Here is a 20,868-nt window from a genome sequence, read left to right on the forward strand (position 1 = left end):
TGAAGAGAAAGTCTAAATACGGGTAATGCACGAATGATTTTAATATATTACGAAAATAGACACACTTCTCAGCCTAAGCTTCCAGGAATAAGGATATCTGGCATAGGAAGGGAGTTTGATGAACGCAAATAGACCGCCCTCCCACCAAAGGTTTGCGGTCTATTTGTCGTGTTCTGTTTATCACTCTGAGCATTCAATCCGAGCGCTTGTCAAGGTTCAACCCCCATGTTCGGGGTTACTGATGATGGTGATTTTCCAGTTCGTGCAGAACCGTTGCGCTCTCTGCGCGTGTAATGGAACCCTTCGGGTCAAATAATTGATTTTCTTTGCCTTTGAGCACACCGGCATTGGACCAGTATGCCACCGCATCCACCGCCCAAGCGGAAATTTCTTTCTTATCGGTATATGCAAGGGATAACCCTGTAACCGGCGGCTTTGCATGAATGTTATACAGAATAACAGCCACTTGCTCGCGCGACAGGTTATCATTAGCCCCAAATCTGCCGTTGCCATAACCAGTAACTATTCCGTTCGCCGCTGCCCAGCCGATATATTTGCTGTACCAAGCACTTTCAGACACGTCCGTGAACGAAACCTCGCCATAGCTCTCCACATCAGCTTTATAGTATCGTGCTAGCATTGCTACAAATTCAGCTCTTGTAACTGGCTTAGCTGCAGCATATTTTCCGTTCCCTGCACCGCTTACGATTCCATTCTTAACGGCCCACATAATGTGTTCATAGTACCATGCCCCCTCAGCAACATCCGTGAATACATTTACAAATGCAGGTTCTTCCGACTTAATAAGGGAGTCTCCTTGTACTACAATTACACTCTTAGTAAGGCTTGTGGCATTGTAGTTACCTTCACCCGGATAAGATATAACTATCGTGTGCGTGCCTGCAGCCAAATTAGATAATGTGTACACTTCACCAGATTTTGCATCAGGGACGGCGGCACCATCAACCGTTAATTTCAGCGCTTTCGATAGCTTGCTCGGGCCTGAATTCAGAACGGGTGTAAACGAATAAATCTCACCCAGCTTGATTGTATCTTTAGCATCCTGAAGCGACAGCGAAGTGGATTCCATACTCATGGATAGCTGCGGTGCAGGCGGATTATATCCTCCCCCTCCTCCTCCAGATGCTTCTGCTCTTGTTACTGTTATCGTGTATGTCTTCTTCGACTTGTTATCCTTAGCAGTAACGGCTACGTTTATCGTATTCTCCCCAACACTCAGAGATTTCAAGCCTATTCCGCTAATGGTAGCGTCCGGATCACTGGAGGCCGCAGTTACTGTTACGCTTGAAATGCCATTACCCACACTTGCAGTATAACTCGTATGCTCCGGACTGAACGCCGGTGTAAAAGCGATATCCTTACCAAGCGAGAGCATAGCCAGATTAGCATCATTTGAGACTGTACTTACAAATCTGGCGGTTATATTGGAATCACTATCCACTCGGAATCTATACGCCGCCTCTTTAGATACGAGCACCTTATCATCCTTATACCAACCCAGGAACTCACTATCGGCATACGCAGTTGCTTCAACCTGGGCAAATGTTCCCAGCTGTCTCGTACCAGAACCCTGCACCAACCCAAGCGTTTCATCATTCGCTGAAGCATTGATTGTGAAATAGGCAGAAGTAGCCTCTTTACCGGATAAGTCAGCACTTGAGGTAATCTCAGTTCCTTTTGTTTCCAAGCGATATACCGTATCCGATGCTTCCTCAGTTATGTTGTTTAAGGAAGAAGGATTGTACGCCGGCACTACGCCAGACAGCTCTTGCCCGGTTACAATCGGCACATCGTTGTAGTTAATGAGCCTGTTCACTTCACCCGCTTCAGGACTGTATTCATTGATAGAATAAGTCATTCGATCATCACCAGTTGCCGTAATTACAACCGTATACTTTTCCGATGCAGGCAGGAAGACTAATTTCTCCCCATCCTCATTAAGTGCAGATATAATCGTGCTTACTTCTTGAGGCACATCGTCAATAATCGAGGCAACCAACTGGTTGTCATCGTTGAACACCTGTACATCAACCGGACAGTTGATCCGCACAATTCTGTACTTGCCGCTTGAGAATCCTACCGCACCGCCAGGTGTATAGTAAGAATCCATAGATTGCATCCACGCAAGCGCCAGCTCCGGATGATGGGCTTGCCCGATACCACCGATGTTCTTAACCATTGTCGTTGCCAGGTTCGGATGGTTAGTCAGAACAGCTGCAACCAGGTCTAGCAGAGTAACTACTGCATTATCGAATTCAGTCTGTGAGTAAGCTGTAATTCCAGCCTCGTCCAGACTTTCTTTCAGATACTGGGCGACCTTTTCATAGGCATCCTTTTCATTGCTTCCCCAAGGATTTAGATTGGGCTTAAGCATCTCATAGGCCAGCCAACCCCATTTACTGGAGAATTTCTCCGTTGCTGCAGCAATTAACTTCTCACTTTGCGATGAACTAGCTCCAAAGAACAGGCCGCATATATCCCTGATTCCGTTTTGGAACTTACCCACGAAGTTCGACCGGCTCTTCAGGAAATCCTTAGTCAGCATTGTGATATAAGCATTCAGGAAGGCATTCTGGGACTGGGCGTTTTTCGTATCATCAATGATACTAATAAACGGATCGCCGCCGGGAAGTATTTTCCACCCGTCAATATGAATCCTCTTCATCAAAAAGTCATCTACGACATACGGTGCAGCTTCTTCCAAGGCATTGTAACGCGCAAGCATTCTCGATAAACTTTCGCTGTAGCTGTTCTCCGAATCTGTCTCGGCACTTGGAAGCCACTTGTCAATACCATAGCGGGTAAAGGACCACACTGCAGGAGCTACCTTCGGTACTAAATCACTAGGATTAATAATATTAAATATGTTACCGTACACATCACTCTTCATGTCGGATAACTGTGCCCCTGCCGGCGTTTCGAACGTGTAGGCATACATGTCGTGGAGTGCAAGTGTTGTTCCAGGGAAGGATACCCCACCCTCATCAATTTTACCTGCGACCATATTTGCTGTTGCCGCACCACGGCTAAATCCCGTAATCCACAATTTAATGTCGCCTTGGATCTCTTTGTCACTTATGTATTCTTGTAAAAAGGTGAGTACTTGGTCGCGGGCCTCACTGAAGCCTTGATGTTGACCACTCTCACCGATAGTAAAGTTACTTGCCCACTCGCTTTCATATCCGCCTCCGCGAACAGCTAAAGCGACAAGAGTATAATCTTTACCGTCTTCCGTAATTTTCTTGCGGGCTGCAACTGCACCGATAGAGTCTTTGGTCGGCTTTGCCTTGAACCAGTCATTCGATTCGAAGTCAGTAAACCCTATGTCGGTTAAAAGGTTATAAGCGTTGTTACTTTTATTCTCATAGGAGTCACCCGCATCTGCACTCGCCCAAGCCGAGAGTTCAAGATTGAGAGACATTGTAGCGAGATGTTCATTGTACAGATATGCGCTATTGTAGAAGTAGGAGTCCTCGTAATAATAGGTCGCGCTGTAGTCCCGGCCATCCCCCAGATACTTAAATGTACCGGTTTTCTTGACAATGCTGTTAGCCACTTCACCGAACACAAACTCTAAGTCATTTGGGTCCTTCACATCATAAAAGTGCTGTGGTGATGTCGCCCAGTCCAGGGCACTCAGCTTGAAGAACTGCGCGACTTCCTTTCCTTCTTCCGGCATGCCCTCAAAGGTCTGAAAAAGCCCAATGGTGTTCAGGGTTGCCTTTTGTTTAAGGGCTTCCGCCGCTTCATACGCTACGTTCGCATACGCATATAATCGGATTTCCGTATCCATGCGCCGCCATTTGCTGCCAACCGTACTTTCATCGTAGTGACCATTATAATTAGACTTTCCATCATTGGTCATCCCGGTGGTAACAAGAACAACATTTTTCACTGCAGAAGGTTCAGATATTTCACTGATTAGCTTATCCGCAGCTTGAAGTCCGGCTGCAACATTCCGGTTATTGCTTGATGCATAGATACTATCAATAGCCGTCCCTAATGCCTTCACATCAGTTGAAAATGGAGAAACAACGGAAGCTTGGGAGCCTTTATAAGAAACGATGGCTACGTAATTCGTTCCATCTGCAACTTGCGTGGCTTCAATAAATTTCTTCGCAGATGTCTTAACATAATCTATAGCTGTATCGGCAGTGTAAAAAACACGGCCTTTCGAATCTACGAAACTAGAAGAAGCTGATGTATCCAGCACGAGAACAGAATAACGAAGCACTTCGTTCGTGGGCAATGGTAATGCTTTTGCTGCTTGGAGCCTCTGATTGGACTGCGGCGGCTTGGCAGCCGTCATATGGACTTGCGGCGGATGAATAGGCAAATAAACCTCACTGGCCACTGTTTGACCTTCTGTAAGATCCTCACCAGAGGAAATGGCCTGCATCATACCAGACATGTTATCCGGTAACTCTTCTGCATAAACCGCTGCATTTAGTAGAGGGAATGAAGCCCCTCCCGTTATAAGGCAGACTGCAAGTAAAATAATCAATAAACGTTTGAACAACCTAATCATCCTCAATTCTTCTTTATATGATAACGCTTATAAGCGGTACCTTCTCTACGAGCATCATTCAATAACAAAAACCGTCTGCCCGCTTATTATGTCAGAACGCTGCTTATACACAGTAGATCCTTCCAAACAAAAAGCCGGGCGGACCCCACTGTGTATATCCGCACCTCCTGCACCTGTTGCCTTGGGGCCTATGGTAAAAACGATGGAGGTCTCCCAAGTTTCAGGAGTGCGTGTCCAGTATGGATTCGCTTCCTGATTGGGTAAATACGCTACTCTTCTCTTATAATCGTCGTCAAAGAACTTTAGCGTCTTGCCTTCGGCAACACTCGCCCTGGAGTCCGCACCATTCAATTCTTTCAACGACAACAAGAATACTTTACGCGAAATTTCAATCGTACTCTCACCCGTAACCCCTATACTGGCTTTGTCCGTAATAGTAATATCGCTACTAACCATAGCCTCTTGTGTTGCCTGACTGAATCTGCTGATAAATTCGCCATTCAAGTACTGATCTATGGAACTATTCTCGTAATAAGCTCCGTATTGACTCCGGGCCCACATATGCCTCTCATTCTTGTTGAACGGCATCATCGTTTCTAGCAGTTCTCTTCTTAATAGCAGCACATTACCGCCATAGTTCGATGAAACCACAAGGTAGGGCACATACTCGCTGCCTTCTTTGAGATACACCGTGTAGCCTTTCTTCGGATTACGATCGTAAGCTAAATCTAGGAGCTGCTCTTTCTTATCTGCTGAGAACAGAAATGCACCTGCCTCCAAGGCAGAAAGGGCATCACGGCCTTTAAATACAGCCACGCAAAGAAGGCACAGGCTCAAAAAAAACCAAACTTTTTTGTTGGTTATCATGGTTAAATTCTCCTAATTAAGAGTTTATCGTCCCATCCTATCAAATTAATCCCAATTTGTCTTTGCTCTTATTTCCAGATTCTTGTTACAAAAGTGTGTAGGGAAAAAGCGGCCTCAACGGAATTAAAAAAACCTGAGTCCGTATGAATACCGGACTCAGGTTGCTTATATATTGCTTTTTATTTTCTGTCTACTTGACAGTGGGCGCGTTTCAAGTTTTCGGGTGTCTTCTGTCTATTTTTGCCGACCGACTCCACATGCACCGTATGCGGGCAACCATCCCGTTATTGGGGCTTCTGTTGTAGTGGTGGGAAACTGCGTAGAATAAAGGCTTTTATGTGCGGTGTGTGCTTTGGTAATTGGAATTTTTCTCTTATCCTCTCAGCCATTTATGATATACTGATTGAGCAATAGAATAGGCTTAAAGGGTCGGTCGGCTACCTCTCTCAGAAGGGAGGGATGCCTTGTGACAGTGTTTGAAGCAATGATGCTTATGCTAACCTTTGGTTCGCTTATCGTAGCGCTGCTGTCCAGTAAACGCAAATAGACCGCCCCCTCTCGCAAAGGCATGCGGTCTATCTGTCGTGTCCTGTTTGTTGAGGCCCGCCCTTAAAAGCGGATATTGCACAGGGAGTCGTGTTGGCGCACGGCTCTCTTTGCATTGTACGCTTGTTCTGCCTTTACTATACCACAAATAAATAATAAAGTAATAATGTAGTAACGTACAATTACTACACTACATTACTACATAACCATGAACATCTACGGCCATGCGCTCCAGTCAGCGGACCAGGCTTGGGAAAAGCGCAAAAATAAAGACGCTACAGGAGTAATTCCCGAGCGCCTTCTTGCTTTCTTTTATGTCGAATTATCACCAGTTACTGGCGATTATCTTAATTTTTCGCACCACATTTGCACCAACGAACAATCAAACTCCCTGTCCCACTAACTTCCACGCAGCTGTATCATAGAAAAAGCCCTTGATACACAAGGCTCCCCACCACTGTACTATTTCAGCTCCAGTAAAGCGACTGATTCGATATGGCTTGTGCAGTCAGCAGCGACATCCTTCGCACATCCTCACGCAAACGAAAGGTTGGTCTTTTAGCTGTCTTACGATTGGAGGGAATAATGCCCATTTGATACAGGTACTTTACATATAAGCCCTGTAAGCCTTGAAGCTTGCGACTGCCGGCCACTTTCCCGTACAGGATACCCTTTCGTTTTCGTGGTGGTAGAGCTGGCATTGCTTGCTTGGGAGCTTTGTTTTGGAGAATACGCTGCTTGAGTGCCTCTTCGCTGTACGATTCTCCAAGACTACGCAAACGAACAAAGCGCTGCTTACTTGGAGGACGGATTGCCCAAAGCTTTGCCGTTGTCTTTACCTCGTATCCCTTCTTTTGTAATTGCGAAAAAAACTGTGTCATAGTCATCGCGGCAGTCAGCGCCTGATCCACATCCTCACGAATGAGTCCTCGCCAGGTTGGACGCTTTTCACGCTCTGCTCTCCATTCTCCATAATGTGTAGCCCTTCCGTGTTCGGGCTGTGTAATAACTGACAATGCATGCTCTCTGCAAAGCCGATCCGAGGTTTGACGGAGCAGTGCATAGGAGGCCTTGTTATCGTAGTAGCGCTTGCCATCAAAAAAAGAAACAGCATTTAGCACAAAGTGATTGTGTAAATGCTGCTTGTCCAGATGGGTCGATACCACCACCTCAAAGCGCTCTCCCCATAGCTCCTGCGCCAGCTTCATTCCGATAGCATGGGCAATTTCCGGTGTTGCTTCACCGGGTGCAAAGGATTGATAGCCGTGAAAGGCCAGAATGCCCTCCGTCTTTTGGAATTGTCTTTTTGTTCGTTGCATCTGCTCATATGCAGTAAGCGGATCACAATTGATGCCACTCACATATAGCTGCTTTTCCGTTTTGCTGCTGTCTTGTACGTAATTCAAGGCTTGCTCTAGGCCGCTTTCTATTGCTTGAGATAAATATGTTTTTTCAGGATTAGCAACGTAGTCAATGACTCGCTTTAGCCGATCTGTCACATCCCAAATGGCTGTTGTAGCCAATGACACACCTCCTTACTTATGGTGAAGGTGTTGAGTTTAAGCTTGCCCGTTTTTCTGGAGCGGTTACTGCCTGTTGAATATGCTGGACTGATTTCCGAAGTCGGTCGGCCTCCTGTTGAAAAACAAATGTATCCAAATGTCCAGTTGCATTAGCCTTGGCTGCAAGCTGGTTTAAGTTGTTCCCAATAGCATGAAGCTCTCTTGTCATGGCATAGTAGTCTGGAGGAGGCAACTCTTTAGGAGAATATCCTTGAATCAATAAACGAATAAATGCTTCTCTGGAAAGACCAGAGCTTTGAACCTGCGAAAGCAAACGTTTATTCTCCTTTTCATTGAGCCGAATTACAACTCGGATGTCTCGTTTTCTCAACAATGCGCCCTCCTTTTTTTAATAATATGTCTTAAAACCAATGCTTCTATAATGAAAGCAAATATGCAAAAAACATTGTCATTCTGTAGGGGTATTAGGGGCTATGCCCCTAACAAGCGAATTTGGGCAACCAAATTCAGTGCTTGCTACAACACGAGACAGTTGTCTCGTGTTGTCCTAAAACATACCTGCCGAAAAAAATCATCTACAGCAAAAAGACGCCGATTCAATCAGTACCGGCGCCTTCCATATTTTTAAGTCTCTTTACAAATCCCTAATCACCTGCATAATATTTTCACCTTACACTCTCAACAGTTCTTATCATTTCCTGTTCAGATACAGGTTCGGTAAATTGAACAGAATAGGAGAAGCCGTCACTTTGCCAGATCGCAAGTACATAATGATTATCGTTTCCTTTCAGCGTTACATGGCTTCTATTAATAGTGATGTCCTTCTTGCTAGTATTCTCTGCGTAATCTCCACTCACATCCTCATTACGTGAGGACATCCTGAACACAAGTTGTTGTTGTTCACCACTATAGATAATTTCCCCAAGATCATTCCAATAGGATGTATATTTGACTTGCTTAACACTAAATAAAGGATCGGTGATTTCCTTCATGGTAAAACCGACACCCTTGGATAGCTGCTCGATCGATTGAACTTCAACAATATCGGGTGTCACCAAAACTGGTGGTTCATTGGTTGTTTGCATTACGTTGTGAATCACCACTGAACCTACGAGCAAAAACAGAAAGCAAGCAGCTATAGTCATATACCTTTTGTAATTCGGAAAGTGTATGACCTTCTTTGGCTTCTGTTCCCAATCAAGCTGCTGAAGATGGTTCAGAATGCGTGTCTGCATTTCTGCAGTAACTTCAATCTTTTCCATCACTTCATTGTACTTATTCTCCAAAATCATACACCTCCTTCAGTACAAGCTTTAGTTTGGATCTAGCACGTAGCAGCAAGGAGCGCACCGTTGCCTCTCTTTTGGATAATACCGAAGCAATTTGAGCTGTAGAATAACCCTCGTGATAATAGAGATGCACCACTTCACGATAAGTAGTGGGGAGCTGCTTTACTGCCTCCCACACAAAAGCAAGATCCTCTGCTTCACTTGCTACTAAACCTTCATTCAAATCGTCCGTCCTTCGGATTTTATTGTATTTAATCTTATTTTTGCTAATGTTCATGGCAACCCGCAAAAACCATGCCTTTTCATGCTCCGTGGATTTAAGGTGAGGCTGTGTTCTAATATATTGAATCAATGTATCCTGCAAAACGTCCTCTGCATCGCTCATATTATGCAAATAGGAGTATGCTATACGAAGTACACTACTCCCGTAGAGGGACATGAGTTGCTTCGCTTGCTCATTTACCTGTACAGACTGTAATTCCCCCTGCATAGGGATTATCTTGCTATCACTACTCATGGATATCGTAGAAAGCAAATAGTAGAATAGAGAGTCGATACCTCTTTTTAAAAGCATCAACATTTCCCGAAGCAGACTGTAGCCCCTGTACACATCAATCATTTCATCACCTTCCTCAATTTCTGTTGTAATTGACAGTTTCTTCATCCCCATTTTATAGTACAACTCTCATAGAGAGATTCGATTTTCATTAGCCTCACTGTCTTACCTCATCAATAACCTTAGGAGCCAGTAACCAAAAAAGCAATTTCCCCATAGTGTATTTCAGTAATTCAATATATTCTTCTTTTTCTATTTCACCGCCAAAAATCAACATCTCATAGGTATCTCCTCTTTCAATACTTGAAAGCGAAGCTTCCTTGTAACCATGTCGCACGTAAAATTTTTTCCTTCTTTCTCTCTCAGCTTGATTTGCAGCCATTACTTGTGTAGATTCAACGTTTAATATGATACGCTTATCTGAATATCGTTCATTCATTAATTGAAGCACTTTACTCCCATAGCCATTTCCACGGAAAATTTCATCAATTGCAAAATAAAGAATAAAAACCAGTTCTTTATAGTGAACAACAAAGAGAAACCCTACAAACAAATCACGATCCGTGACGAGCAGCAGCTCCATCTTATTCTCATCACAAAGCTTTAGCAGTAGTTTAAACGGGATTCGTTCCTTCTTAGGAAAGCTGTTTATATACAGTTTGTTAACTAAAAATATAGAAAGCTGGTTATCTTCTGGGAGTAACGTGCTTAATGCCACCATGAATGGAATCCTTTCTCTTTCTTGCTATTTCCTACAAATATACTTCTATATTGAGGATGACGGTTCTGTAGTAAACAGCGCCGCCATCCTCTTATATCTTTTGTTTAATTAACGAATCGCTTCAATCATCGTACTGATAGCAGCAGCATCGAGGGCAACTCCACCACTACTAGCTGTAATGGAATAGCTGTACTCCCCTTCTGTCCATGTCGCCACTTGAATATTTCCGTTATTCCCCTTGGTTGCTACCTTCTTATCACCAACCGTCAGCGATTTGCTTTCGCTGTATTCATTATAGTCACCACTAATATCTTCGTTGCCTTTTGCTTTGCGAATCGTTAGTTGTTCATTAGCAGTTTGATAAATAACCTGAATCATGTCCTTTTCAACAGCCTCTATCAGTTCCTGCGTATAGCCTGCAGGCATTTTATCAGGCAGTGTCAGGGTTAGATCAGCGAATGCTTCTGCCTTTGCAAGAGTATTGAATTTATGAAAAGGACTTGGAATTTCGACATCTCCACCAATGCCTCCTGTACTATTCATGCTGTTAATCATATCGCTTAACGTCGCACTGTCAAGTCCGGTGCTATCAGTAATAGCATACGTATAATTCCCTTCAGTCCAGGTTGCATTGTGTATTTTACCGTTCTCACCTTTTGTTTTCACCTTTAGTTTCCCAATGGTGATTTCTTTTGCTTCTGTATATTTGTTGTAATCGCCACTAATATCCTCACTGCCTTTTGCCTTACGAATCGTCATGTCGCCATTGTCAGATTGATAAATAATCTGAATCATATTTTTTTCAACAGCCTCTATCAGCTTTTGTGTATAACCGGCAGGTAAACTGGTAGGCAATGTGATAGTAAGACCAGCAAATGTCTCAGCTTCTGTTAAAGTTTTAAACTCATGAAAAGGACTTGGAATTTCGACATCTCCACCAATCACTTGCTTGCTTTCTTGAGCTTGAGATTTGTTTTTTGCTGGCTCCATATTGGAGCAGGCTGTGAAGGACATCAACATCATACCGCTAAGTGCAATAGCTACCATTTTTTTCATTTCTATAACTCCCTCTCGTGTTTGGTTTTATTTTTCCACATTTTTTTGTGGTTCTGCCATATACACAAATGAAAAGGGGATTATGTTGCAATGGAGTGAAAATTATTTAATTCAGTTTTTCTGAGTATCCTTGCTTCACTTTTCCATTAACTTAATCCACTATTAAGTTGTTGTTTTGTAGTTATCGCTGATTATGAACCTTCCTTAGCTGTTGACTACGAAAACAGAGTAATTCCTCATTTACATCCTTTCCAGTTGTAGGTGATTCATCCATAACAATAAGCTGAGAGGATAACAACACTTGAATAGTTGCCGTTGCCATTCTCCCTGCCTCATCATTATCTAAATGCAGCACCAGTCGTCTAATTTCAGGGCGAGCATTTAAATACTGGGTTAAGGCTGCTGGAGCATCCACCTGTTCCTTGCCCACTGATGGCTTGTAGATACCACCCAATGAAAGCAAATGCATCTGCCTCCAATCCGAGCCTTTCAGCTTTGCTAGCGTGCAGTACGATAGCAAATCAATTGCACTCTCAAACAAATGAAGATTTTCCCCGTCATCTTTTGCCGCAATAGAAAAGGAGTAGCGCTTATCGCTACCCCCTACCTCGCCCATATATTTTGTTTTACTTGTGCCACGGATAGCCGCATAGCGGGGAACATCTTGCAGATCAAAGCCAACAAAAACAGCATTATGGTAAGGATGGCTTTCATACAGTCGCCCGGATACAATACAAAATTCAATGATACTTTGTTCAATCCCTCGTTTTTTTAAATAAGTAATGACACGCTGATTGCTGCCACTTCGCTCCGGAAGCTTAAATTCCTTACTAGAAGAAGTTAAGATATCATGCTGAACATCCCTATGCGGTCTTTCTATTGAAGCCTGCCCTGTTAGTTCAAGCACAGCTTCTAGAAAGGTTAATCCCTTGACTTTAATGAGGTAGTCTAATGCAGAACGACCTCCGATTCCCCGAGACCACCAGAACCATTTCCCATTGGAGATTTTTAGACTGTCGTGGGTTCGAGTGCAGTACACGTTGCGAGAGCATCGAACCAGTTCGTAAGGCTCGTACACTTGTAAATATGTCAGCAAATCAAGCTGCTTCGCCTGTTCAATTTGCTCTTTACTTACGTAGCTCAAGGCAGCTCCCCCCAATCCCTTAAACGTAATTTTGGAAAAAAGAAAGACAGCCCTGCGGCTGCCATGAATTTGCATTATAAATTGTATGGTAAGCACTACGCTTTGAGTTACTGCCTCAATTCCTTTATCTCTTCAACCGTTAAGCCAGTTGCCTCCGAAATGGTTTGCAAATCCACACCTCTGTCCAAAAGTCGAATCGCAATTTCTTTGCTGGTTTCAGTCTTGGCCCCTTCGATTCGGGAATGCTCATCGCTTAGTGCCTTCATTCGGGCATCATAAGCCAGGCGTGCGGCGGTATCCTGGCTCAGAAACTCCAGTGTATCCATTGCTTTTTTCAGCATTGGCTCCTTCATCGTTAGCACCTCCCAATTGGATTTATCGACTCCCTTTAAAAACAACAGCCAGTTCACCAGTCCGCCTTCTCCAAGCTCTGCCGAATGCTCGCTCAGCTTGGTCAACTCCATGATGTGAATTTCAATGTCATCCACCAATTGAATTCCGGTGCGATCCTCTCGCAAATGAAATACGTTATGATAACGGTCGTTAGGCAGACAGGAGTAATTCAGTATATTTATGGTTACACATTTCTTTAATGTATTGTAATTTCCACCCTTAGGTATCTGATGATAGTACATTTCTGACCAATAAAACAGCGTTCGTTTTTCCATATGATACGGGTTAAATAATTGCATTTCGATATTCAAAAGCTCACCCTTGGCTGTCTTTGCCTTAATGTCCATAATGGACTGCTTGTCATTTGGACTGTCTGGCTCGGTGTACGGATTAAGCAGCACAATTTCAGTCAGTGGTGGTTCACCCGCCTCGCGGAAGGTGCTGTTCAAAAAGGCCAGCAGCACATCCTTGTTATGCTCGCTGCCGAAGATTCGTTTAAAAATAACATCTACACGCGGATCAAGCAATTCCAGCATGGGCCTCTCACTCCATTCCTAACTATCTTCATTATACCATTGTATCCTTTATAGTTGAATATACTCACCTTGGCTGGTTCGATTAGAGCACACCTATTTTTTTAAAGTAGGAATAACAGTCGGCATGACCCTGCATGTAAATGGCTGCTCGCTCCATCTGATCAAGCTCATCCCCAAGCGCTTTACTTAATAACCAAGCTTCAAAGTCCTCTTGATTTGGAAACAAGGTCCGATTGCCCTCCGATACGTTTTGGATCAACGGATGCTGCTGTAACAGAAGCGAACGCTGCTCCCCTAGCTGTCGGTATGCCAATTCACTTGCACGCAGCCGACTGACCACTTCATTTTCTATTTCACTAAAGCCCATTTTTAATAGCTCTGTCCATAGCTCCAATGCATACACACCCCTCCCTGTCTCCACTATACAAAAGCCAGGCTAGGAGATCGAATGTGTCAAACGAATTATCTCTCCCTATGAGGGGGCCTGCGAGTTGACTCCTGCTGCTCATCGGGAACAGTATCTACTCCTTCATTTTCTCGTTTGTCCATATTCAATAAGATGTTTAACTCGGCAAGTCGCTTAGCTTTCTCCTGTAGCTCCTGCTCTTTTTCAAATGGCATAACCACCTGCTCCTTGGCGGTATCCACCTGCTGGTACAGTGTTGTTAGTTGTTGTCTAGCATATTGCAGCTTGCTTGGCAGGTCGGACAACACATTGTTTAAGCGTGTCATGTTGCCCCCACCGTCTGATCCCAATGAAACAGTATGACCAAGCGTGCCGCGAAGCGTTGCCTTATATTCCTTTTGAAAGCTGTCAAAGGACAGCCATAAGCTGAAGTCCAAATAATTGCCAATCTCCTGTGGATCTGGCGATGTCATTTTCTTGCATGCCTCTAGCAAGGCTACGCCTGCTTTCACCCTTTCCATATAGCTAATTCCTTCAATAACTATACCAGGAAAGACTGAGTCATCCCCATATTTTTGAATAGCCAGTTTGAACAAGGCTACGTCCTTCTCCAAGCCCGCAATTCTCTCTTCTGTGGACTTAATTTGCACAGGCAGTATTTTGAGAAGCCTATCCTCCAGTGCATATCGCTGGCTTAAATGATTGGCCTTTAGCAGCTTTAGCTTGGATACCTGAATATCTAAATCCATCTTTTCCTTAATGTACGGGTTGCCTGTCGCCAGCGCCTTTACCTCAGCATAGGACAACGCTGTTTCATCAATATCCTCCGCAGAGCGTACAGGGGACTTACTGGTCATAATTTGGGAGATAAAGCGCTGCTTGTTCTCTAGCGTCTGATACATATAAGCATCAAACGTATTCTCGGTGACGTAGCGAAAAATATGAACCTCGTCGTTCTGATTACCTTGCCGAATAATTCGTCCACTACGCTGCTCCAGATCTCTTGGACGCCACGGACAATCCAGGTCATGAAGTGCAATCAATTTTGTCTGCACATTGGTACCCGCGCCAAGCTTGGCGGTTGAACCAAGCAAAATCCGCACCTGCCCGACCCGCACTTTAGCAAATAACTCCTTCTTTTGTACATCTGTATTGGCTTGATGAATATAGGCAATTTCCTCTGCCGGCACACCTTTTTCTATTAGCTTTCGCTTTAACTCATCATACACATTGAATGTACCATCCGTTTTGGGGGTAGACAGGTCGCAAAATACAAGCTGTGTGAGTTGTTCCTTCGATCCGTCTAACCAATGCTGATAGACATTGCTTGCACAAGCGCTCACCTTGCTGCTCTCATCATCAGGAAGTATTGGATTAGCCAATCGCTGGTCTAAAGCCAGCTTGCGTCCATCATTTGTAATCTTGAGCATGTTGTCTTCGTGAGGCTCGATCACCTTAGCACGAACCTTTTCTGCACGCTCTGATAGCTCTGCTACCATGTTCTTTTGAAATTCACTCGGTGGTACAGCAACATTATGAAAATATGCCTTTGGCACAGGAAGCTGGAGCATGTCTGCTGTTTGAATGTCCGCAACTTCCTTAAACATATTCATTAGCTCGGGCAAATTGTAAAAGCGAGCAAACCTTGTTTTCGCTCTATACCCTGTTCCTTCCGGCGCAAGCTCAATAGCGGTAACTGTCTCACCAAATGTGGACGCCCAGGAATCAAAATGCTGCAATCCCTGCTTTTGTAGCCGTTCATATTGGAGGTAGCGCTGCATCGTATACATTTCAGTAATGGAGTTGGAGATGGGGGTGCCTGTTGCAAAAACAACCCCGCGCCCCTCTGTCAGCTCATTCAAATAACGGCACTTCGCAAACATATCGGAGGACTTCTGAGCCTCTGTTTGGGATAAACCCGCTACATTACGCATTTTGGTATACAAAAACAGGTTCTTGTAGGAATCAGCCTCATCCACGAACAGCCGATCCACGCCAAGCTCCTCAAAGGTAACAACATCATCCTTGCGGCTCGTATCATTCAGCTTCTCCAGCTTGACCTGAAGCGTTTTTTTGGTCTTCTCTAGCTGCTTAATCGCATAGCGCTCACTTTTAGCTTCCTTCAACTCCCGAATACCACTCGTAATTTCAACAATTTGATCATGCAATTGCTGACGCTGCCGTTCTGTTGAAATCGGAATCCTTTCAAACTGTGAGTGACCTATAATAATTGCATCATAATCCCCTGTAGCAATTCGAGCGCAAAAACGCTTGCGATTTTTAGTTTCAAAATCCTTCCTCGTCGTTACTAAAACATTAGCTGCGGGATAGAGCTGCAAAAACTCTGCTGCCCACTGCTCGATTAAGTGATTGGGAACAACAAACATACTTTTGTTACATAATCCCAAATGCTTACTTTCCATCGCCGCAGCAGTCATTGCAAAGGTCTTCCCCGCGCCCACACAATGTGCAAACAACGCATTTCCCCCATATAAGGCACGAGCAACTGCATTAATCTGGTGCTGTCTCAGTCCAATTTCCGGATTCATACCCTTAAAGCGAATATGACTGCCATCATATTCGCGCGGCCTAATCGCATTAAATCGCTCATTGTAAAGCTGTGTTAATCGTTCCCTTCGTTGAGGCTCCTTCCATATCCACTCCTGAAAGGCCTCCTTTATTTGCTCCTGCTTTTGCTGAGCGATTGCCGTTTCCTGCCTGTTTAGCACTCGCTTTTCTACCCCGTCCTCAACCACCGTATCAAAGATGCGTACATCCCGCAGGTTTAGTGTATCCTCCATTATTTTGTACGCACTCATTCGGCTTGTACCATACGTCATATTGGCCTTAATATTATTGCTGTGGTCCTCATTCTTGCCGCGTAAATTCCAGGCCGCTGTATACTCAGAAAAAAGCACCTGAATGGATTGCTGGAACATATAGGGCGTATCCAGCAGCTCAAACATAAAGCTGCGGATATCCTCCGCTGGCAGCCAAGTTGCACCCAACCGCACATCAATTTCAGAGGCATCCAAATCCTTCGGCTGCACCACTTCAAGCGCCCTGACATTTTCGCCATACCTTGCCTCATCATACGTGGCAAACTGCTTGGCAATTCGCAGCTTATCCCGCACATGACCGGAAAGATAAGCATCAGCCGTTTCATATATCGGATTTCCTTCGACATCCGTTCGTTCTGGATTGGCAAATATGATGCCTTGCAGCTTCTGTACCAGCCGTTCTCTTGTGAAGCCTGTTAAATTCTCCATAAAGAGCAAATCAACACATGCCTTTTCCCCAATAGATATGGAAAGTGCTTCTGCCGCTGTATCTACACGCTCTACGACAGACTGTTGCTTAATCGTTCGCTTGTTGAACATGTCCGCCTTGCGAAGCAGTCGTCCCTCCTCATCCAATATCTCCAGTGAGCAAAGCAAAAAATAGGCGCTATCATCGGAGAAAGCAAGGCTGTTGGCTCGACTATTAATCAAGCCATATTGCTTGGTGAACTGGTCGTACTGCTTCCCCAGCCTTTGCTGCTGCTCACGGATGGCCGACTCACTGTAATCCTCTATCTGATAGTCCATCAGTGTGCGCACCGTTTCCCGTAAAGCCAGTAGCCCCTTAATACGTCCGGTAGCGGTAATTGAGGTATCCACTCGGTGCATACGGCTGTTTTCCCGATAATAAACGCACCCATCCACCAGTGTGTAGCTAAAGTTGCGAACATTTGGAGCAGCAGGTAAAGAGAAGTCTTGTTCATCCGGAAGTTCTTCGCGCTCTAATTCCTGCCACTCTGCATGAATGCCCAGCATGGCTTCCTCTAAAAGCTCGCTTAGGCTTATGTTGGGATGGGGCAGACAGGCTGTTTCTCGCTTATTGCCATACATCCGGTCATCAAAGACCATTGTGCCAAGCACCATTTCAGGATGCGCTGCAAAATACGCATTGATTGGCAAACCATCACCCGTTTCAGCAAGGCTAAGCCATTCCACGCCTTGTTCACTGACAGTAACCATGCGGTCGCGCTTTTGTAAAAACAAGATGTCTGCTGTTACTTCCGTTCCTGCATTAGAGAAGGCATTATTGGGCAGTCTTACGGCACCAAGCATCTCTGCTCTTTCTGCGATGTATTTACGAACCGAAGGATTTTGCTTGTCCATTGTCCCCTTTGAGGTGACAAAGGCAATGATTCCACCAGGTCGTACCTTATCCAACGTTTTGGCAAAAAAGTAATCATGGATTAAGAATTTGTGCTTGTCATACTTTTTGTCGGAAACGCCATAGCCACCAAAGGGTATATTGCCAATGGCAAGGTCAAAAAAGCTGTCAGGCAGTGTCGTTTGCTCAAAGCCACTTACGGTAATGGATGCATCGGGATAAAGCTGCTTAGCTAGCCTGCCTGTAAGGCTATCCAGCTCCACGCCAAAAAGCCGTGAATCCTGAAAGGAATCCGGCACAAGACCCAAAAAGTTGCCTGTTCCACAGGCTGGCTCTAATATATTTCCGCTACGAAAGCCCATTCTCTCCAGGCACTTGTATATCGCTTGAATAACGGTTGGGGGAGTGTAATAGGCATTTAGTGTGGAGGAACGTGCAAGCTCATATTCCTCCGGCTCCAGTATGCTCTTTAACTGATTGTACTCGCTACTCCACTGGGTATTTCCCTCATCAAAGGCTTGCGCTAATCCTCCCCACCCCACATACTGGGCAAGAATTTTTTGCTCCTCAGTGGTGGCCTGACGATTTTCCTCCTCCACCTGCTTTAAAAGCTGAATGGCTTCTATATTGTAGGTAAACTTTACTTTGGCACTACCATGTCCAAGCTCAATATCCTGAATACGAAAATTACCTGGAGCGGGATGGTTTGCATTAGAACCTTTTGTATCCTGGTCTCCTAATGAAGTGTTGCTTATAGCTTGGACTTGTGTTTGCCTGATGTCCTTCTCTTGATTATTCATGCTCTGTAAAGGATCATCTTGGTTATTTTTATTGATAATGGTCTGAGCTTGTTCTTCTCTGTCAAGAAGCCGCCAAAAATCTGAATTTAGCGGATTGATTCGCAAAAGATGCTTGAGCTGCTCATGAGAAACATCCATTGTATAATAGGGGCTATTTGCATCCCGAAGTCGAACAAATTCCTTGGTGAAGAAGGCAATCTCATACTCCGTTTCATCTTCAAATACTGTATCCCCTTGAGAATATATATATCGCTCATATTTGGCTGTATCTTGATTCGTTTGAACAGCTTCATTAGTCACAGCCTCATTATGAACAAGCTCTGCTTCTCCTTGTTCTCTTTGCAGATAGAGAGCGAATTGTTCCTTCTCTGGTTGGGTCAAATAACGTCCAGACGCAATTAATTCACGGATACGCTTTTGTACCTTCATCCAGGACAAGGTGATTTTGTCGTCAGGCTTTCCGCTGAAGCCACGCTCAAGTGTAATCCCCTTCCTGTTATGCCATTCCCTTATTTCCGTACCCGTAAGAATAGGGGCACGACCACCCTCACCGTACTCCTGCTTTAGAAAATCGGCATGCTCCTTGGGAGATAAATGCTGTTGAAAATGAGCAGCAATCCGATACTTGCTATTCTCAAATCCGCTTCCCTGCTGTAATATGGCATCTATGACCGCTTGAGGCAAAGCAAAAGCAGAGGCCTTTTCCGCCTCTGCTTCCTCCATCCATAATAGCTGTTGTTCAACGGTGGGTAATGTCGCTTGCTCTTGAAACTCCTGTAGAAGCAGCATGCTTTGAATATGTCCGGCAATGACGCCCCAATCATAGAAGCCTTGTGCTTCTCGTGCTTCTGCTAATCCTGTCCATAGATGCAGGACATTCGCATAAGGCTCATAGCCGATACGCAGTCCGCTTGCTAGTATAAGCTCCGACGGTTCAGGCTCAAACAGACTTCGTACATACAGTTGCCGTGCTTGCGGCTCATCATTTTGAGCAAAAAACAGTTCAATAGCTGCCTTGCTCTCGCGCAAGGGCGCTATGCGCAGCAGCTCATTAATCGCCTTATAGTCATGAAAAAACGGAAGACGATTGTCCTCCGCACTCCGATCATGCCATTTTAGCTGTAAATCAGCTCCGGCAGTAGAAGCTCCTCCGCCTGTTGCTTGAGGCTGTTCATGTGAGCCGTCCATGCCATCGGCTCGCTCGCCTTGTCTGGTGCTGGCTGCATCAGCAGGAGCTGGCTCATAACGATTTCGAGCTGCTGTCGCAGGGTCTGTTCGATCTCTGTCAGATGGGCCTGTAGCTTGCCCGATAACATTAGACTGGCGTACAAGCCCTTCTGCTGCGTCTGGAGGTAGCTTTTGCGCAGCATCCCATACTTGCCAATCGCCATTACCTCCTCCGACAATACCAGATTTGGAAGCTGGTAGTCCCCTTGACGGGTGTAGCTCAGTTCCATGCTCATCCTTCCCTTCTGTCTTGTTAGCTTTATTGTGCTGGAGCGGTGTTAGTTTTGCAAGGCTGCGGCTCTTATATTGCTGTACGGGGGCACGTTCAACTCGTCGCTGCTCTCGAATGGTTGATTCCAACTCGCGCAGCAGCATTTCTGACACATCGCTGATGGCAGCCCCCAATTGAGATAGGGTAGGCAAGGTATTAAAATAGCCAATACCTGCTAGCTCTTCTTCGCCAATATAGTCCGCGGCAGAAAAGCCACATCGTGTCAGTAGCATATAGCCTACCGCATACTGTGCGTTCAGGCGAAACAACAGCTCTACATGCGATGGCTCCAGCTCTTCCAATAAGCTGAACTCTAGCTCCTTCATTATCGCCTGAACATAATCTGTACTATTGTCCTCTACCGCCTGTTTTGCGGTGGCGATTAGTAATTCAGGTAAGGTGGCATATTCGCCTTCTTGGTCTAGCCTATTGCTTAGTGTTTCGGCAATCGCAGTGTTGTCCTCTGGCCTGAGATGCCAAAGTGTTATCTCCTGTGCCTTGCGGCTTTGCGTATCTGAAATATCAAACACATGGCGAAGACCAAGCGTGCTACCCCGATCCTCAATTAATGCTATGCCTTTGGCTCCACGCTTTACCCAGCGATCCAAGCGCTTATTCCACACCTCTATAGTTGCGCAGGCCGTTGCATCGGGACGCTGTGCAAACAGGAGCAGCTGGTCATGAAAGGGATACTTATAATTCCATGCTGCTGTTCGCAAAAAAGCGCCCCACTGTTCAGGATCATCCGTGACGCTACGAGCCGTTTGTGCAGAAAGCTCCACCATTTGCTGCATTTTTGCAGTCAATGCTCGCCCCTCCCCTT

13 protein-coding genes are annotated in these 20,868 nt (G+C 45.0%); 1 reads left to right on the top strand and 12 read right to left on the bottom strand.

The annotated features are described in order from the left end of the window. Positions 1–235: 235 nt before the first annotated feature. Both NSU18_RS15905 and NSU18_RS15910 read right to left on the bottom strand, forming a co-directional pair. Positions 236–4,540 (bottom strand): S-layer homology domain-containing protein, encoded by a 4,305-nt coding sequence (locus NSU18_RS15905; RefSeq protein ID WP_341149506.1) that lies wholly within the window; start codon positions 4,538–4,540, stop codon positions 236–238. Positions 4,541–4,603: 63 nt separating this feature from the next. After that, positions 4,604–5,416, bottom strand: a complete 813-nt coding sequence (locus tag NSU18_RS15910) for a DUF6273 domain-containing protein (RefSeq protein WP_341014579.1) — start codon at positions 5,414–5,416, stop codon at positions 4,604–4,606. Positions 5,417–5,888: 472 nt separating this feature from the next. On the opposite strand from NSU18_RS15910, the gene NSU18_RS32420 reads away from it, so the two are divergent. Beyond that, complete coding sequence (locus NSU18_RS32420; RefSeq protein WP_445321862.1) at positions 5,889–5,963, top strand: putative holin-like toxin; 75 nt, start codon at positions 5,889–5,891, stop codon at positions 5,961–5,963. A 466-nt stretch (positions 5,964–6,429) separates the two neighbouring features. Here NSU18_RS32420 and NSU18_RS15915 read toward each other — a convergent pair whose 3' ends face one another. The 10 genes from NSU18_RS15915 to NSU18_RS15960 all read right to left on the bottom strand — a co-directional run bounded on the left by NSU18_RS15915 (position 6,430) and on the right by NSU18_RS15960 (position 20,851). After that, on the bottom strand, positions 6,430–7,485 hold the full coding sequence (locus NSU18_RS15915) for a relaxase/mobilization nuclease domain-containing protein (RefSeq protein WP_341149507.1): 1,056 nt from the start codon (positions 7,483–7,485) through the stop codon (positions 6,430–6,432). A gap of 16 nt (positions 7,486–7,501) precedes the next feature. Further along, the gene (locus tag NSU18_RS15920; protein ID WP_341014606.1) at positions 7,502–7,855 is read right to left on the bottom strand and encodes a plasmid mobilization protein; all 354 of its coding nucleotides are present in this window, start codon (positions 7,853–7,855) and stop codon (positions 7,502–7,504) included. A gap of 295 nt (positions 7,856–8,150) precedes the next feature. Next, positions 8,151–8,771, bottom strand: a complete 621-nt coding sequence (locus tag NSU18_RS15925) for a DUF4367 domain-containing protein (RefSeq protein ID WP_341014608.1) — start codon at positions 8,769–8,771, stop codon at positions 8,151–8,153. Beyond that, a complete protein-coding gene (locus NSU18_RS15930; RefSeq protein WP_341149508.1) occupies positions 8,761–9,444 on the bottom strand; it encodes an RNA polymerase sigma factor in 684 nt (227 codons plus the stop codon). Before NSU18_RS15930 ends, NSU18_RS15925 begins: the two co-directional genes overlap by 11 nt. A gap of 43 nt (positions 9,445–9,487) precedes the next feature. Beyond that, positions 9,488–10,051, bottom strand: coding sequence for a GNAT family N-acetyltransferase (locus NSU18_RS15935; RefSeq protein WP_341014610.1), 564 nt, complete (start codon positions 10,049–10,051; stop codon positions 9,488–9,490). Positions 10,052–10,159: 108 nt separating this feature from the next. Further along, positions 10,160–11,107, bottom strand: coding sequence for a hypothetical protein (locus NSU18_RS15940; RefSeq protein ID WP_341014612.1), 948 nt, complete (start codon positions 11,105–11,107; stop codon positions 10,160–10,162). Between the two features lie 181 nt (positions 11,108–11,288). Continuing rightward, positions 11,289–12,251, bottom strand: coding sequence for a DUF3991 and TOPRIM domain-containing protein (locus tag NSU18_RS15945; protein WP_341149509.1), 963 nt, complete (start codon positions 12,249–12,251; stop codon positions 11,289–11,291). A 107-nt stretch (positions 12,252–12,358) separates the two neighbouring features. Continuing rightward, on the bottom strand, positions 12,359–13,180 hold the full coding sequence (locus NSU18_RS15950) for an Rpn family recombination-promoting nuclease/putative transposase (RefSeq protein WP_341014614.1): 822 nt from the start codon (positions 13,178–13,180) through the stop codon (positions 12,359–12,361). A gap of 82 nt (positions 13,181–13,262) precedes the next feature. Continuing rightward, positions 13,263–13,574 (bottom strand): DUF6664 family protein, encoded by a 312-nt coding sequence (locus tag NSU18_RS15955; RefSeq protein ID WP_341014616.1) that lies wholly within the window; start codon positions 13,572–13,574, stop codon positions 13,263–13,265. A gap of 68 nt (positions 13,575–13,642) precedes the next feature. Continuing rightward, positions 13,643–20,851 carry an N-6 DNA methylase gene (locus NSU18_RS15960; RefSeq protein ID WP_341149510.1) on the bottom strand — a complete coding sequence of 2,403 codons (7,209 nt, stop codon included), beginning with the start codon at positions 20,849–20,851 and terminating at the stop codon, positions 13,643–13,645. Positions 20,852–20,868 lie beyond the last annotated feature (17 nt).

This window comes from Paenibacillus sp. FSL H8-0048, assembly GCF_038002825.1.
Lineage (GTDB): Bacteria > Bacillota > Bacilli > Paenibacillales > Paenibacillaceae > Paenibacillus_AQ.